This window comes from Carnobacterium sp. GW821-FHT04C06 (genome assembly GCF_059420345.1).
Map to the genome: position 1 here is coordinate 201,685 of NZ_JBWKTN010000004.1, position 16,413 is coordinate 218,097.

Here is a 16,413-nt window from a genome sequence, read left to right on the forward strand (position 1 = left end):
CTGAGCTTTTAAATTAGACGATTAAATTCAAAGTCAAAGCACCAATCAATCCCACGATTGAAATAATTGACTCTAAAACGGTCCATGTAGCAAATGTTTCTTTAATGGATAAGTTAAAGTACTCTTTGAACATCCAAAAACCTGCATCGTTAACATGAGAGGCAATCAAACTGCCTGCTCCAGTAGCAATCACCATCAATGCTGGATTGGTTCCAGTAGCTGCCATTAAAGGCGCAGCCAAACCAGCTGCTGTCAATGCAGCTACTGTTGCAGAACCTAGACAAATTCTTAAAACTGCCGCAATTACCCAGCCTAAAATCAAAGGGGATAACGTTGAGTGGACAAATAATTGTGCCACGTAATCTCCGACACCACCGTCAATCAACACTTGTTTGAAGGCTCCTCCTCCACCAATAATCAATAACATCATTGCAATTTGTTTAATGGCTTCCTCTGCTGATTTCATAATTTCTGGCATTGTTTGTTTGCGACGTATCCCCATCGTATAGATTGCAAACAATAAGGATAAGAGCATTGCCATACCTGGAGTGCCAATAAAAGCAATCACTTGATCAAACATAGAAGATTTTTCTGTGATTTTTCCACCACTTAACAGTTCATAACATGTTGCAAGCGCCATCAAAATAACTGGGAATAATGACGTCAATGTACTGATTCCAAAACCTGGTGTTTCTTCAAGAACAAATTTTTTCTGTTTTCCTAAAGCTGCAATATTTCCTGTGCGATTAAATGCATCTGGTACAAGTTTTTGTGCTACTTTTGTATATAACGGACCTGCAATAATACTTGTTGGAATCGCTATCAAAAAACCATAAAGCAATACCATACCGATATTTGCGTTATAAATTCCTGAAATCGCTGTTGGAGCTGGATGAGGAGGTAAAAAACCATGAGTGACAGATAAGGCTGCAGCCATTGGGATTCCTAAGTAAAGTATTGAAATCCCTAGCTCACTTGCAATGGTAAAAATAATCGGAATTAGTAAGACAAGACCTACTTCAAAGAACAGCGCAATCCCAATAATAAATGATGCAATTAACACCGCAATTTGAATTTTCTTACGACCAAACTTATTAATAAGGGTTGTGGAAATACGGTATGCTCCGCCGGCATCTGACACTAACTTACCTAAAATTGCTCCAAAACCAAAGACCAATGCCAAATGGCCCAACTGACTACCAATACCATTTTCAACAGTGGTAATAATTTGCGTTAACGGCATTCCTAACCCAACTGCGACTAAAATGGAAACAATGACTAAAGAAACAAATGTATTTAACTTCACCTTCATAATCAAGAACAAAAGAATTAGAATACCTAAACCTACTATTAATAATTCCATCTATTTTCCCTCCTAGTGGTTGATGCTAATGAGTATATTTTCGTTGAAAATCGGCAATCGCTTGAAATTCACTTTGTAGCAGTCGAGTAGTGCGGATAAAAATAGGCAATAATTCACGATAGACTGGAAAATGAGCTTCATTAGGAATATGTTGATTCGTTACCCCAATCATCGAGGACACTTCCTCAATGGATTCAATCAAGCCTAGACTTTCCATTCCAATAACTGCTGCTCCTAAACAAGAACTTTCATAACTTTCTGGAATGGAAACCTCTTGTTCAAATATGTCTGCTAATAGCTGACGCCATAATGCAGAACGAGCAAATCCCCCTGTGGCATGAATTCTTTCTGGTCGTTCAACCAGCTCTTCCAAAATCAACATCACTGAATATAAGTTAAAAACAATCCCTTCAAGTGATGCTCGCACCATATGTGCTCTTGTATGTCTCGTTGTTAAGCCAATAAAAGAGCCTTTTGCGTTGGCATCCCAAAGAGGTGCCCGTTCCCCTCCTAAGAAAGGATGAAACAGCAATCCATCTGAACCTGCTGGAATTTTTTCTGCAATCTGTGTTAAAATTTCATAACTGTCAACTTGCATTTGTTCTGCAGTAATTTTTTCAGGGGCAAATAATTGATCTCTTACCCAGCGGAAAACAATTCCCCCGTTATTAACTGGCCCACCAATCACCCATTTATCCTTTGTAAGAGCATAACAAAACGTTCTACCCTGAGCGTCTGTCACAGGTTTATCGGTAACCATCCGAACAGCTCCACTCGTACCAATTGTCAAGGCAAGAGTTTTTCCATCAATCGCATTGACTCCTAAATTAGATAAACAGCCATCACTTGCGCCGACAATAAAAGGTGTGTCAATCGGCAATCCCATAACTTCAGCATAAGATTGTTTTAACCCCATTACTTGATGATCAGTTTCAACTAACTCAGAAAGTTGCTCGTTGGAAATATCCAAAAGCGCAAGAACTTCATCGTCCCAACGTAATTCGTGAATATTGAATAAGCCTGTTGCCGATGCAATTGAGAAGTCCACTTTAAATTGACTGAATAGTTTATAAAACACATATTCCTTAATCCCAATAAAATGAGCCGTCTGTTGAATCAAGTCAGGATGTTCCTCTTTTAGCCACAAGATTTTACTTAAAGGCGACATCGGATGAATCGGTGTTCCTGTCCGGTGATAAATTGCTAAGCCTGCAGCTGAATTTTTTAGTTCCTCTGCTTGATGATAAGCGCGATTATCCGCCCATGTAATGCAACGAGTCAACAATTGATTCTCTTCATCTAGCAAAATTAAACTATGCATCGCGCTTGAAAATGAAACCCCAGCGATTCTAGCCACATCTGCTCCACTTTTTCTAACCACCGCTGTTAGAACATCAATCACAGTTTCAAAAATCTCATCCGGATCTTGCTCCGCCATATCTGGTATTTCTTGATACAATGGATATTCTTTATTAGCATATCCTTTAACATTTCCATTTTTATCATACAAAACAGCTTTCGTACTTGTTGTGCCAATATCTACACCAATGACATAATCTTTCATTTTTCTCCACCCCTATTTCTTTTCAACATCATGACCACCAAATTCATTTCGTAATGCTGCAACGACTTTTCCACTAAACGTATCTGGATAAAGCGAGCGATAACGCATCATCAAAGACATTGTAATAATCGGCGTAGCCACTTGTTGTTCTAAAGATTCCTCAACTGTCCACTTGCCTTCACCTGATGAATACATGATTCCTTGAATTTCTTCTAAACGTTGGTCTTTTTTAAAAGCGGATTGAGTCAGTTCCATCAACCATGAACGAATAACCGAACCATTATTCCAAACCTTCGCTACTTTTTCATAATCAAACGAATAAGGAGCATGTTCCAAAAGATCAAAACCTTCGCCAATGGCTTGCATCATTCCATATTCAATCCCGTTATGAACCATTTTTAAATAATGTCCACTTCCAACTGCTCCAGCATATAAGTATCCGTCGGCAACTGCAATTCCCGCGAAAAGAGGTTCAATTTGTTTAAAGATGTGTTCATCGCCACCAATCATAAAACAAGCGCCTTCTCGAGCGCCCTTCATGCCACCAGAAGTTCCTACATCAAAAAAATAAAGCTGTTTTTCTGCCATTAATTTGCCACGTATCACAGACTCCTTATAATTAGAGTTCCCACCATCAATAAAAATATCTTCCGGTTCAAGGAGTGTCATCATTTCTTGAAAAATAGCTTCTGTTGGTGCTCCACTTGGTACCATTGACCAAATAATTCGTGGACGCGGTAGTTCTTCAATCATTTGACTTAAATGGTTGACCAGTGTCATTTCATTTTGATTTTCAGCTAATTGAGGTAAGTGTAAATCATACCCCACAACTTGATGTCCTGCATCCACACAATTTTCTGCTAAATTAATGCCCATTTTGCCTAATCCAATAATGCCAATTTTCATCATCGTCACTCCTTGATCTATTTTCGAGACGTCATACGTCGTATGTCTATAAAAATGATAACGCTTTCTAAAACGAATGTCAACCATAAAAAAAACATCCCTGGAGTTTGGATGCTTTTTTAAATATTTAATTCATCTTTGTTGTAGCCTAAATGTCGCTGCATTGCCTTTTTAGCAGCCTCACCATCTTTAATTTTTATCGCTTCCACAATTTGTCGATGGGTGTCAATCGTTTCTTCTTTTAAACTTCGATTGGTTAAATTAATAAATAACGAAATGGCCGTTTGAATAATCGGAATTAAACTAGGTACTACGACATTTTTACTCGCTTTTGCAATAGCCGAATGTAGCTGGATATCTTTTTCTTCATGGTTTTTATTTTCATGAATCAGCTTCTCAATCGCTAAACATATCGCTTCCATTTCTTCTACCTCAGCAGGAGTCGCGTGTTCTGCTGCTAATTTGGCTATTTCAGGTTCAATCATCACACGAACATCCATTAAATCGTGGCTTAGCCTTTTTTTATCTGTAATAAAGCTCAAACCAAGTGGATCTTCTGTCAAACCAGGGTTTTCAGATACAAATGTCCCCTTTCCTCGTTGGATTATTACAACATTTCGTGCAGCTAATAATTTAATGGCTTCTCGAATCGTTCCTCTTCCAACGTTTAATTCGGTTGCTAGTTCAAATTCATTTGGTAGCTTATCTCCCACTTTATAGCGCTGTTCCTTAATGAACTCTTCCATCTTACTTGCCACTTGTTGTGCTAATGACTGACCTTTTTGTTGACTGCTTTCCAACATAATTGTGCTCTCCTTTTTAGCTAAACCGGTTCAAGGCTCTAGTCCGCTGGTTCTTTCTATTATTGTACTCAACTCCTTGACTTGAATCAACTCTTACTAATAGAAGATTAATAGACCAATTTAACTGAATTTTCAAAAATTATTAAAAATCAATTGAATTATAATTAAAATTAGATTAGAATAAACCTAATACTTTTATTTGACTATCATAAAAGTAAAAAGGGGGATTTTAAAATGGAGAAGTTTGGTTACACAAGAAAGCGCAAAAGAAGGAGTCGTTTTTTACTAACGATTTTAATGCTTTCTACTGGTTTTAGTACCTTTTCAGCAACTGCTTGGAGCGAAAAAGCAACACCGCCACAGCAAATAACCAATTATCAACAGTTGATGGAGGCTCACAAAAAAAGCGAAGATTCTATCCATGATCTTAGTAAAAAAGCTTTTGAAGAAAATGTAAAAGCCCAGTTAGCAAGTCGTGGTTTTGACATGAACCAATTTAATGAAAACTCTTTTGACGACAATCAAGAAATTCGATTAATCATTCAATTAAAAAAAGATGCTGCAATTGAACGTCTGGATGTCCCAACGGGGTCAAAATCTTCTGTTCAATCAATTGATCAAGCAGCTGATTCCGTTATTGAAAGTCAAACAACCATTAAAAATAAAATCGAATCATTAACCGGAAATAAAAGCGATCGTTCATTTGGTTACTTAATCAATGCTTTTTCAATCGATGCAAAATACAAAGATGTTGATGCGATTAAAGCAATGGACGGCGTAGAAGCCGTTTCTGCTGCAAAGGTTTATTCCCCAACATCCATTGATGCAAATCAATTAGCAAACGTCCAGCAAGTCTGGGAACAACATCAATTAAAAGGAGAAGGCATGGTTGTTGCAATTATTGACTCTGGTGTTGATCCAACCCATAAAGACTTACGACTATCAGATGATACAAAAGAAAAAATTTCTCTTGATGCTGGAGCCGGAAGCGTTAAAAAGCTTGGCTATGGTCAAGCCTTTACTCGAAAAGTTCCTTTTGGTCACAACTACGCTGATAACAACGAAGATATTGTCGATACAAATCCAGGTACTGGCATGCATGGGATGCACGTTGCTGGCATTGTTGCTGCAAATGGCGTCGGCGATGATCCAGCAAAAGCGGTTCTTGGGGTTGCACCAGAAGCACAGCTACTCGCAATGAAGGTTTTTCCAAATAATACTCGTGTGGCAACCGCTTTAGATGATGATGTGATTGCAGCTATCGAAGACTCCGTTAAATTAGGAGCAGACGTCTTGAATATGAGCTTAGGATCTGTTTCTGGTACCGTTGATCCTAACTCACCTGAACAATTGGTCATTAAACAAGCGGCTGAAGCAGGTGTCTTGTCGGTTATTTCGGCAGGAAATAGCAGCATGAGTACCACTGATAATACAAGTGTTAATCCACAAAATAAATTAGGAACGTTAGACACAGGAACACTAGGGTCTCCTGGCGTCACAACAGAAGCTTTAACGGTTGCTTCTGCTGAGAATACGTCTATTACAAGCGAAGGTTTACTGGTTCAATTAGTAGATGCTGATGGGACTAAGCACCCTCACAAAATGGAAACATCCACTTCTCCATCTGGTGCGATTGTTTTTTCAAATGCTACAACAGCTGATACCAGCATCTTAAATCAGCCAACAGATTTAATTGAGGTGGGCGTCGGTGCAGAACGAGACTATCAAGACAAAGACGTAAAAAATAAAATCGTCTTAATCCAACGGGGAGCCATTGCCTTTTCTGATAAACAACGAATCGCTAAGGAACATGGTGCTAAGGCAGCTCTCATTTATAACAATACACCCGATAGTCCGCCTATTAATATGCAGCTTGATGATCCAAGCTACTTAACACTGAGCCTTACAAAAGAAGATGGGGATGCGTTAGTTGAGTTAGCAAAACAACACACTACGCAACAATTTAGCTTTGACATCAGCAGTTATCAATTCGCCAATCCAAAAACAGGAAAAATGTCTGATTTTTCATCATGGGGGCTAACACCTGATTTGGAATTCAAACCTGAAATCTCTGCTCCAGGAGGAAATATTTATTCAACAGTTAACAATAATTCCTACCAAACAAAAAGTGGAACATCAATGTCTTCTCCATTTGTTGCGGGTTCTCAAGCGCTTGTATACCAAGCCTTAAAAAAGAAAAAAACAGACTTAAGTGGCATTGAGCTCACTCGTTTTGCAAAATTATCCGTTATGAATACAGCCTTGCCAATGTTAGATAAAAACCACGATGAGGTTATTATTTCACCACGCCGACAAGGCGCTGGGCAAATCAAAGTAGACAAAGCCATCGAAAACACAACCAGTTTAACAGACTCAACAGATGGCGATGGTGCGTTAGCACTAAAACAAATTGAGCAAAATACTCGTTTTTCAGTGACCTTACAAAATAACGGTTCTAAAGCTGCTACGTATCAATTCACTGATTTTGGAGGTGTTTATACAGAGGCTCAAACAAGTACCGCTGAAGTTTATGAAACAAAAATCAACGATGCTAAACTCACAACATCCAAAAATAGTGTCACTTTAAAACCCGGTGAAACACAAACGATTCAGCTTCAATTAGACTTGCCCTCATCGTTTGCAAAACAGCAATTCGTCGAAGGGTATATTGGTTTCACAAGTGACACTCAACCAAGTTTAACAATACCCTTTGTTGGATTTTATGGTGACTACAGTTTAGCTCCTGTTATTGATGCACCGATTTATGATCAAGCATCCATTCAAGGCTTCGGTTATTTTACAGATAAAAACAATACCTTCTTAGGCTTAAAAAACAACACCATTGATCCTGAATTAGTGGCCATTTCACCAAATAAAGATGGACGCAAGGATGAAGCAAAACCAACTTTTAATTTTTTACGTAATGCTAAAAACGTCACTTACGAAATAGTCGATGCAGATAAAAAAGTTTTACGTCGTTTAACCGAAGAAAAACAAATTCGTAAGGATACTTTTAATGCTAGAGCTGGTCGCTTCTCATCACACACTATCACAGATGCCAATTGGGATGGAACGATTTATAATGTTAAAACTGGGAACAATGAAGTTGTGCCCGACGGTCAATATCAATTAAAAGTGGTGGCTAAAGCTGATCTTGCCGAGGCAAAACCTCAAGAAATGTATTTGCCTATTAAAGTTGATACGACAAAACCTAACATTGAAAAACTTGGCTTTGATGATACTCTGAAAGCTCCAAGCTTAAAGGTTAACCTAACCGATCAATTAAGTGGTGTGGATTTAAGAGCCGTAACGGTTGCCATAAATGGAAAGATTGAAACCTATGACCTCAGCAATCAAACAGCAGGTACCGTTTCGATTCCTTTGAACGATTCGCAAAAACCAAAGGCGGGACAAAATCAAGTAGAGCTCATGATCTCAGATTACGCCGGAAATTCCACCTATCAAAATCACTATTTGCAATACGGTACAGACGCTGGCTTCGTTTTATTCAACCTTACAGATAATCAGGTCATTACAAGCAATACAGCAAGTTTTTCAGACGCTGACCAAACGTTTACTATTCAAGGCGCTTATCCGCAAGACTTAGCAGTCAATGGGATCAAAGCCACTACGACAGATGGATTCTTTAAAGTTGCGGTTCCAATAACTAATGCAACAAAAAGCCTGATTTTTTCAAATGATCTTGAAGGAAAATCAGTGATTCAAGAAGTTCCAATTACCGTCTCAACACAAAAACCAGTATTATCCATTATCAATCCAGATCAAGAAAGTAGTACAACAAATCAAACCACGGCTACACTTACTGGTACTACAGGAAACACAACAAAAAAACTCGAACTTGAGCAGTCAAGCAATTCTGCAAAAATGGATTTAACTTCTGTAATCAAACCAGATGGTAGCTTTCAAACCACCCTGCAGCTTGTTCATGGGCAAAATTTAATTACCCTTCGTGCAACAGATGAATACGGCAACCAAACAGTGGAAAAAAGACTGCTCACCACAACTGGCTACCAACAAACAGAGCTTCTTTCACTCGAAAACATCAACGTCAATGGCATCACTTCGGTTGGTGTTGGCAATCCAAGCTACGACTCGGCAACGGGAATTTATACAATCAAAGGGCGACTACGTGAAAAAGTCGATCATTTTACAATCAACCAACAAGAGGTTGACTATGATCCAATTACATTAACCTTTAGTTTTCCAATTGAACTAAAACAAGGGAAACACAGCGTGGCTTTTTACCTTCAATCTAATCATGAAAACGATGGAAAACCGCTTATTAATGAAGGGTATTATGTCATTGTCGACACCGTTTTGCCAACCTTACAGTTAGATCAATTGACGGTTGATGAAAAGGGGGCCTACTCTGTTTACACCAATGAAAATCCGTTCCATTTAAAAGGCTTGATTTCCGATAATTTCTCCGGCTATAAATTAGTTGTCAACAATGAAAACATTCATACAGACATTAATTATGATACCTTTGATGAAAAATTCTTTGAAGGAAAACCAGCGGCTGCTTTCGATTATGAAGTTCCAGTAACTGATGGAGAAAATCATTTGCAGGTTGGTTTAACGGATAGCTTGGGAAATACAGCTAGCAAAGCAATCACCGTTTTCTATAAAAATGAAGTCTTGAAAGCACCAACTATTACACCGAGTACTACAGCTTTAACCAATCAAGCAGTAACGTTAATTGCAACGGCTAATGACGAGGAAACCCTTTTTTATAGCTACGATGGTGAACATTACGAGCCTTATACAAAAGAATTAGCGATTGCAATCAATCAAAAAGTCTTCTTTTATGCCACGGATCGTTATGGCAATAAGTCTGAAGTAGCGGTCTATGAAGTGACGACGATTCAACCTGAGATTGCTGCTAAACCCGTTATTACTGTCTCCTCTAAAACACGTGGACTAAGCTTTACGGCTCCTGTTTTCGTTACGATTGGCTACGAAAAAGAATTGACTCAGCAACAACAGCAATTTACTCATCTTCGTTATAGCTTAGATCAAGGGCAAACTTACCACCCTTACACCGCCTCGTTTGAACAAGCAACGTCTACAGAAATTTGGGCACAAAGCTACGACGATGCTGGAAATGAAAGCGAAATTGTTAAAACAGCTATCGCCTTTCCAGAACAAGAAAAACCAACAGATCCAATTGATCCTTCAAATCCTGAGCAACCGTCACTGGAAAAACCAAGTGACACTCAACAACCAGCTCCAGTAGAAAAACCAGTAGATACTGTTGGACCAGCAACACCACTTTCACCAAGCTCCACATTACCATCTGATTTAACGCCTTATCAAACAAACAAGAAAGACACTAAAGCATCCACTCTTCCACAAGCAGGTGAAAGCAACAAGAATTCTCCAATCTTGATAGGTGCCCTTTTTATCCTTGTAACGTTTGGTTATTATGTTAAAAGAAAAGTAACCGCATAAACGAAAAAGCACAAAAATCGATTTACTATCGGTTTTTGTGCTTTTATTTTGCGCTATTTAAAATTCTGATTCTTACAATGAGCTTCTAAAAATTTTTCCACAATCAGTTCTCCATCTTCAACGGAGTAATTCAATGAATTGCCAACCATTCGTAAAGCTTCTTTAAAAAGTGTTCGGATAATTAATAAACTTTCATAAAGCGTTTCTTTTGAAGTAGTATCAAAACTGCTTAGTAACTTTTTCCATTCTTTTTTTGGTAGATACCTTTGCAATAGGTGATGCTCTTTTCCTAAGCTTAAACTAAAATCCGTTTCAATTCCCACCTGCCAAGATAGCATGCGAATCAACTCACTACGTGTCAAGTTTAAATAATAAACCGCCACAAGTAATTCATCTCGATGATAGGCTTTTAACACATTTAATACTTGCCACCAAAATTCATTGCAACTTGCTTGATACAATTCTTCGCTAGGTCTTTGAACATGATAATTAGAATCATTTGGAACAGGTTTTAATGGCATTCGTTGCTCTTTATCTATTATTATTTTAGTCAAGGAATCTTCCTTTAGATAGCTAGCTAACAAAGACACAGGTCTTAATTGAATATCCATTCGTATACCGTCTGTAAAAATCACCAGAAAAATATATCCTTCCTTATCAGTAAATAATGGCTCTCCTAAACCATCAATTTCAGGCTCACATAAAATTAAAATATCACCAAATGTTGTTAACCAATTTTTTTGACTTTGATAAGGTTCAAGTTTTTCTACAAAAAAAACCAAATCATAATCTTTAAATGAGTCCTCTGGAACCATTGGATTGACACGAGATCCATTCATTGCAACTACTTTAATGTCGTCGTTTTCCATTGCAAATGCTTTGATTTGCTGTAACACTTCAGATTCTGTTCGCATTTCATTTCCTCCTACTATCAAATTAATACTTTCATTATGAACATAACAACTAGCATCTTACCTCCTAAAACTAACTTTTAAGACTAAAATAAGCCATCGATTCTTTATTAGCAGCATGTCCAAAGCTAATCCTCATTCCTGGCACTGTATCTCCAAAAAATTGCCCTTCCCCCACAATGATGTTCTCGTCTAATAAATCATCCAACAGCTTATTAAAAGCCTTCACATCAAGCTCAGGAAAACGAGCATATAGATGGTACCCTCCTTTTACCTCATCAAATTGAACCATGTCTGAAAAACGCTCCATTAACCAATCCTCAGCATACTCGGCTCGTTTACTAAGTTCTTTCTTTAATCGGGCTTGTTGACTAACAAAATCCTTCACTAAAAAAGTATCTGCTAAAATTTGTGGCAACACACTTAAACCCGAATCAATTTGATGGCGAATGTGAGCCAGTTGAGTCACGATATTTTGCGGTGCTACCATCCATCCAATTCTTAGATGCTGACCAACGTATTTTGACAAGGAGCCTAAGTAAATCACCTGATTTTTTTGATCCATCTTTTTTAATGGCGTGACCTCATCTGTTGAAAAATTTAAACCGCCATAAACGTCATCTTCGACAATTGGAATCCGTCGTAGCTGACAAAATTCTAACAATGCTGCTTTTCGCTCAAAGCTCATAATAGAGCCTGTTGGATTTTGAAAAATAGGATTAATAAAAATCATTTTGATTGAATAGTTTAAACACGCTTCTGCTAAAGGCCCCATCATAACCCCTTCCTTATCTATTGGCAATGGAACGATTCGGACACCTGTTGCTTGAAAAAGTGGCAAGGAGTAAAAGTAGGAGGGCGCCTCAACACCAATTGTATCTCCTGGCTTTAATAAACCTTGGGCAATTAAGAAGAGCCCTTGCTGTGTACCAGAAGTAATCAATATCTCTTCTAACGGAACCTTCATCTGATAGTTTTTTGCTAGATGACGTTGCACGGATTGCCGCAACGATAAAATTCCCAATTGGTTCGTAGTCATCTCATTTTCTTTTTGGATTAATTCTCCCCAAGAAAGTTCAGGTGTTTTTAGCGCTGGCACTAAATCAGTGGGCAAATCCCCATTCGATAAATCTAAATAAGTTTGCATTTTACCAGATTTTTTTAAGGCATCAATTTTTCGCTGATAGGGGCTTTTTTCAATGGCTGTATTAACCCCAAATAGTGGTTGCCAGTTGATAATAGGTTGCGTTTGAAGTCCCCATTTTTCAGTATTTACATAAGAACCGCTTCCTTTTTTTCGGATAATGATGCCTCTATCACTGAGTTCTTCAAATGCTCTTGTAACGGTTGAACGATTGACTTCTAGCAATTCTGCTAATTTACGTTCAGATGGAATCGGACTCCCCACAGGCAAATTTCCTATTTTGATCTGCTCTTCGATTAACAGCATAATTTTTTGATACAACGGTATTTTTTGGTTGTTGTAAGGAATTAAACTCCACATTTACATCTTCTCCCACTTGTTTTTTTTATAGTATAGCACAGTTGATTAAATTGGATGGATAAAAAACAATCCAATTGGCTGTAGTGAAGCGTTAAAAAGTTCATTATGCTAAAGGAGAACGAACACTAAAGGAGGACGAGAATCAAATGAACAAACAATTAGGTACTGATTTAGTAAAACGAGGAATGGCACAAATGCAAAAGGGTGGCGTCATTATGGATGTTGTAAATGCGGAACAAGCACGAATTGCCGAAGCTGCTGGAGCGGTAGCAGTGATGGCGTTGGAACGCGTGCCTTCAGATATTCGTGCAGCTGGTGGAGTGGCTCGAATGGCAGACCCAACCATTGTCGAAGAAGTGATGAAGGCTGTTAGCATTCCTGTCATGGCTAAAGCTCGAATTGGACACATTAGCGAGGCGCGTATTTTAGAAGCGATGGGCGTTGATTATATTGACGAAAGTGAAGTGTTAACACCTGCTGATGAAGAGTTTCATTTGTTAAAATCAGACTTCACTGTGCCCTTTGTTTGTGGCTGTCGCGACTTAGGAGAAGCACTGCGTCGGATTGGCGAAGGAGCATCTATGCTTCGTACGAAGGGAGAACCAGGTACTGGAAATATTGTGGAAGCCGTCCGTCATATGCGCAAAGTCAACCAACAAATTAAAATGCTCGTGACAAAAGAAAACGATGAATTAATGAACTTTGCAAAAGAAATTGGTGCGCCTTTCGAGTTGGTTAAAGAAATCAAAGCATTAGGAAAATTACCTGTTGTTAACTTTGCCGCAGGCGGCGTTGCTACACCAGCTGACGCTGCACTAATGATGAGTTTAGGCGCAGATGGAATGTTTGTTGGTTCAGGTATTTTTAAAGCTGAAAACCCAGCAAAATTTGCTGAAGCCATCGTTCGAGCAACGACTCATTTTGAGGATTATGAACTGCTAGCTGAATTGTCTAAAGGACTAGGCGAACCAATGAAAGGCATTGATATTTCTACGTTAGATAAATCTGAGCGTATGCAAGAAAGAGGCTGGTAACATGATGAAGACTGTTGGTGTCTTAAATTTACAAGGTGCAGTGGCAGAACATCAACGAATGCTTGAAGCTTTAGGCGTCAACGTTGTTTTAGTTAAGGAAGCAGCTGACTTAAACTCCTTAGATGGCTTGATTATTCCTGGCGGTGAGTCAACTGCTATTGGACGTTTAATCAGAGACTATCAGCTTGAATCTCCGTTGATCGAATTTGCTAAGGCAGGGCATCCAATCTTAGGTACCTGTGCTGGCTTGATTTTGTGTAGCACTACGGAAAAAGAACACCCTAGTGAGGTTCGCTTAAATCTAATTGATCTCACCGTTGTTCGGAATGGTTTTGGTAGACAAGTGAACAGTTTTGAGACATCTTTATCTGTCGCATCAATTGGCGATCATATCCCTGCTATCTTTATTCGCGCACCTTATATCAAGGAAGTAGGGACTGATGTACGTGTACTAGCAACCATTGACGATAAAATTGTCGCTGCTGAATGTAACACTATTTTAGTGACCTCCTTTCATCCTGAATTAAGTGAGGATACACGGGTCTTATCTTACTTTCTTTCTAAATAAAAAAAGCATGAATTCTTTTAAAGATAAGAATTCATGCTTTTTTATTTATACGGATAAAGGTAAATTTCTCCTGAATCGTATTCACCCATATAGATATCGCTTAGTTGGTACTGCTTTTTCGTCAATTCTTCGTGGACCCATTGGCTGTCCTTGTGGATTAAGTCTAAGACATCCTCGTTAATTTGACCGTCAATGATTAACGGATATTTAATGTTATCATCTCCGTATTGAATGACAGTCAACTGACCATTTTGCTCCATAATGGCTTTCTTAACTAGTTTGATTTCATAAATTCCTACTGCTCTAAGCTTAAAGGTCAAATCATTAGCTGAAATACCACAACGTAAACATTCGCCAACATCTACCTGACCATTAGCAATCAAGGTAATCGGCCTTCCATCAATCAAACGCTTAGCATATTTATTATGATTTTTAATAAACTTGATCGTAAATACAAGAATCGTCCATATAATGAGGACTAAAAAAAACTGCAAAATCGTGATATCGCCGTTATAGATTACGCCACCAATAATGCCACCTAGCACATAATTTTGCACCTGATCCATTGCAGAACTAGGAGCTAAATTGCCTTTCCCTAATAAATTGATTTGAAAAATCAAACAAATAAAACCTAGTCCTAATTTAATAATAGCTGCATAATATAAATCCAAACCAAACACTCTCCTACTGGTAAATTTTAATTTTCTTTAACAATCGTAATAGCTGGATTTACCAACTGAACATTTTGGGTATGATAGGCTGAAAAATCAGAATTAAAATCCACTTGGTAAAATTTTTGATCGATTTTAACGACCATTTCATCATTAAGTACTGTTGAATTGACTAGAATCTCATCCGCTTTTACTTTCTTTTCCTTACCTAATTGTTCGATAAATTGAACCATTTGTGCGGATTGTGAAACCGTTGATTGAGATTGGGAATAATCCGTAAATTGGATGCCTATAATAAATACCAAAATTAAAAAGAAAATAATACTTAAATCTCGGTATTTCGTTTGCACTCGATCCCTCATGTATTTAATAATCACAAAAGTTAAAAATAATAAAACAAAGAAAATGATGGTATATTTCACATAACTGTTAACGTTAGACTGACTGACTAAATAGTCAAATGTATAAAACTGCATGTTTTATGAGACTCCCTTCAAAAAAATTCAGTAAAACAGCACTTCTTGTTATGATTAAAGTATCATCCAACAAAAAAATAGTGCTGTTTATATACAAAAACTATACCATGGACCAAGTCGTTTTGTCATTCATTTAGAGAGTAAAATCCTAGTTAAGATTATTTATCAAGAAGCTGGATATCCTACTTATCATACTAAAATAATGTTAAATGGCATTTTATTGGACTATACTCAGAACAAATACACATTTTTTATATGATTCCACTCATAACGGATTCAATCTAGCCTTGCTGAGCGTCAAACTGTATTTATAGATGATACCAAAATTGAAGCTGATGCCACTAATTTTTAGTTCCTTTGACGTAAATTTTTTGAAAAATCTACTAAGACAGAATGATTAATTAATTTGTAATCAAAGTCATTAACTACCGTTTTATGGGATTTTTCAATTAATAAATGTGCTTCATATAAGACTAAAAAGCTCACTTATGTGATAATAACCATATTTTCAATACTAATTATGTTACCTTTAAATTAGTTTCAAGTGTACGTAAAAAACTAAAAGGAATGGTGTTCATTATGAAAAAAAGCTTATTTATTTCTGCAATAATTCTTACCAGTCTAAGTTCAGTTATTTTACCTGCTTCATTTACAGTATCTGCAGCAACTACTATGGAACAATCAACTTACCAAGAAGATAGTTCTGTGGGAAACATTGAAAGTTTAAATAGCTATACAGATGCAGTTAACCAATATTTAACTGTAACCGATGGTGTTTACACACTGAACGAAAAAGCAAAAAATATTATGACAGAAAACGATTATACAGTTTTAAAAAATACCGTATATGATTTAAATAATCCAAATACGGTTAGAAGCGCACGTGCTAACTCATTTAGACTTACACTTTCTAACCAACAAGCAAAAACTCTTGTTTACAATTTAGGAAAAGCAACAGGAGCTGCTTCAATCATTGCTATTATTGCTGGTTTAGGTGGTGTGACAGCCATTATTAGTGTAGCCGTTGCTGCTGCAGGTATTACAGCTGGAGGACTTGCTAATCAAATTAATTATAGAAATAATGGAAAAGGCGTAACTCTAGATGTTAGTTTCACAGGCATTGTTGTAAAATCAAGATAAG

The 16,413-nt window shown here is 37.5% G+C and carries 12 protein-coding genes; 4 read left to right on the plus strand and 8 right to left on the minus strand.

The features are described 5' to 3' along the window. Positions 1–13 precede the first annotated feature (13 nt). Genes AC07SW_RS08320 through AC07SW_RS08335 form a run of 4 tightly spaced genes read right to left on the minus strand, consistent with a single transcriptional unit; the run spans position 14 to position 4,636 of the window. Positions 14–1,363 (minus strand): gluconate:H+ symporter, encoded by a 1,350-nt coding sequence (locus AC07SW_RS08320; protein WP_034568327.1) that lies wholly within the window; start codon positions 1,361–1,363, stop codon positions 14–16. Positions 1,364–1,388: 25 nt separating this feature from the next. Beyond that, positions 1,389–2,927 carry a gluconokinase gene (gene gntK / locus AC07SW_RS08325; RefSeq protein WP_494632649.1) on the minus strand — a complete coding sequence of 513 codons (1,539 nt, stop codon included), beginning with the start codon at positions 2,925–2,927 and terminating at the stop codon, positions 1,389–1,391. 12 nt (positions 2,928–2,939) lie between these two features. Then, positions 2,940–3,920 carry a phosphogluconate dehydrogenase (NAD(+)-dependent, decarboxylating) gene (gene gnd, locus AC07SW_RS08330; protein ID WP_135023031.1) on the minus strand — a complete coding sequence of 327 codons (981 nt, stop codon included), beginning with the start codon at positions 3,918–3,920 and terminating at the stop codon, positions 2,940–2,942. A 32-nt stretch (positions 3,921–3,952) separates the two neighbouring features. Further along, a complete protein-coding gene (locus tag AC07SW_RS08335) occupies positions 3,953–4,636 on the minus strand; it encodes a FadR/GntR family transcriptional regulator (RefSeq protein WP_494632650.1) in 684 nt (227 codons plus the stop codon). A 234-nt stretch (positions 4,637–4,870) separates the two neighbouring features. Here AC07SW_RS08335 and AC07SW_RS08340 point away from each other — a divergent pair, with 234 nt between their 5' ends. After that, complete coding sequence (locus AC07SW_RS08340; RefSeq protein WP_494632651.1) at positions 4,871–10,108, plus strand: S8 family serine peptidase; 5,238 nt, start codon at positions 4,871–4,873, stop codon at positions 10,106–10,108. 53 nt (positions 10,109–10,161) lie between these two features. Here AC07SW_RS08340 and AC07SW_RS08345 read toward each other — a convergent pair whose 3' ends face one another. Next, positions 10,162–11,022 carry an aminoglycoside 6-adenylyltransferase gene (locus AC07SW_RS08345; protein WP_135023033.1) on the minus strand — a complete coding sequence of 287 codons (861 nt, stop codon included), beginning with the start codon at positions 11,020–11,022 and terminating at the stop codon, positions 10,162–10,164. Between the two features lie 70 nt (positions 11,023–11,092). Continuing rightward, entirely contained in the window at positions 11,093–12,523 is a 1,431-nt protein-coding gene (locus tag AC07SW_RS08350; protein ID WP_494632652.1) for an aminotransferase-like domain-containing protein, read from the minus strand. Between the two features lie 146 nt (positions 12,524–12,669). On the opposite strand from AC07SW_RS08350, the gene pdxS reads away from it, so the two are divergent. Further along, on the plus strand, positions 12,670–13,557 hold the full coding sequence (gene pdxS / locus AC07SW_RS08355) for a pyridoxal 5'-phosphate synthase lyase subunit PdxS (protein ID WP_494632654.1): 888 nt from the start codon (positions 12,670–12,672) through the stop codon (positions 13,555–13,557). A 1-nt stretch (position 13,558) separates the two neighbouring features. Continuing rightward, complete coding sequence (pdxT, locus tag AC07SW_RS08360; RefSeq protein WP_238328291.1) at positions 13,559–14,125, plus strand: pyridoxal 5'-phosphate synthase glutaminase subunit PdxT; 567 nt, start codon at positions 13,559–13,561, stop codon at positions 14,123–14,125. A 41-nt stretch (positions 14,126–14,166) separates the two neighbouring features. Here the strand turns inward: pdxT and AC07SW_RS08365 are convergent, their stop codons facing one another. Together AC07SW_RS08365 and AC07SW_RS08370 are read right to left on the minus strand one after the other, a co-directional pair. Beyond that, the gene (locus tag AC07SW_RS08365) at positions 14,167–14,796 is read right to left on the minus strand and encodes a DUF421 domain-containing protein (RefSeq protein WP_034568316.1); all 630 of its coding nucleotides are present in this window, start codon (positions 14,794–14,796) and stop codon (positions 14,167–14,169) included. Between the two features lie 26 nt (positions 14,797–14,822). Further along, complete coding sequence (locus AC07SW_RS08370; protein ID WP_034568314.1) at positions 14,823–15,272, minus strand: DUF3290 domain-containing protein; 450 nt, start codon at positions 15,270–15,272, stop codon at positions 14,823–14,825. 579 nt (positions 15,273–15,851) lie between these two features. Between AC07SW_RS08370 and AC07SW_RS08375 the strand changes: the two genes are divergently transcribed. Then, positions 15,852–16,412 carry a hypothetical protein gene (locus tag AC07SW_RS08375; protein WP_135023036.1) on the plus strand — a complete coding sequence of 187 codons (561 nt, stop codon included), beginning with the start codon at positions 15,852–15,854 and terminating at the stop codon, positions 16,410–16,412. Position 16,413 lies beyond the last annotated feature (1 nt).

Coding starts and splice junctions, on each gene's coding strand:
- AC07SW_RS08345 (WP_135023033.1), bottom strand. CDS start 11,022: ATGCGAACAGAATCTGAAGTGTTACAGCAAATCAAAGCATTTGCAATG.
- AC07SW_RS08340 (WP_494632651.1), top strand. CDS start 4,871: ATGGAGAAGTTTGGTTACACAAGAAAGCGCAAAAGAAGGAGTCGTTTT.
- AC07SW_RS08375 (WP_135023036.1), top strand. CDS start 15,852: ATGAAAAAAAGCTTATTTATTTCTGCAATAATTCTTACCAGTCTAAGT.
- AC07SW_RS08335 (WP_494632650.1), bottom strand. CDS start 4,636: ATGTTGGAAAGCAGTCAACAAAAAGGTCAGTCATTAGCACAACAAGTG.
- gnd (WP_135023031.1), bottom strand. CDS start 3,920: ATGGTTGACATTCGTTTTAGAAAGCGTTATCATTTTTATAGACATACG.
- AC07SW_RS08370 (WP_034568314.1), bottom strand. CDS start 15,272: ATGCAGTTTTATACATTTGACTATTTAGTCAGTCAGTCTAACGTTAAC.
- AC07SW_RS08350 (WP_494632652.1), bottom strand. CDS start 12,523: ATGTGGAGTTTAATTCCTTACAACAACCAAAAAATACCGTTGTATCAA.
- gntK (WP_494632649.1), bottom strand. CDS start 2,927: ATGAAAGATTATGTCATTGGTGTAGATATTGGCACAACAAGTACGAAA.
- pdxT (WP_238328291.1), top strand. CDS start 13,559: ATGATGAAGACTGTTGGTGTCTTAAATTTACAAGGTGCAGTGGCAGAA.
- pdxS (WP_494632654.1), top strand. CDS start 12,670: ATGAACAAACAATTAGGTACTGATTTAGTAAAACGAGGAATGGCACAA.
- AC07SW_RS08320 (WP_034568327.1), bottom strand. CDS start 1,363: ATGGAATTATTAATAGTAGGTTTAGGTATTCTAATTCTTTTGTTCTTG.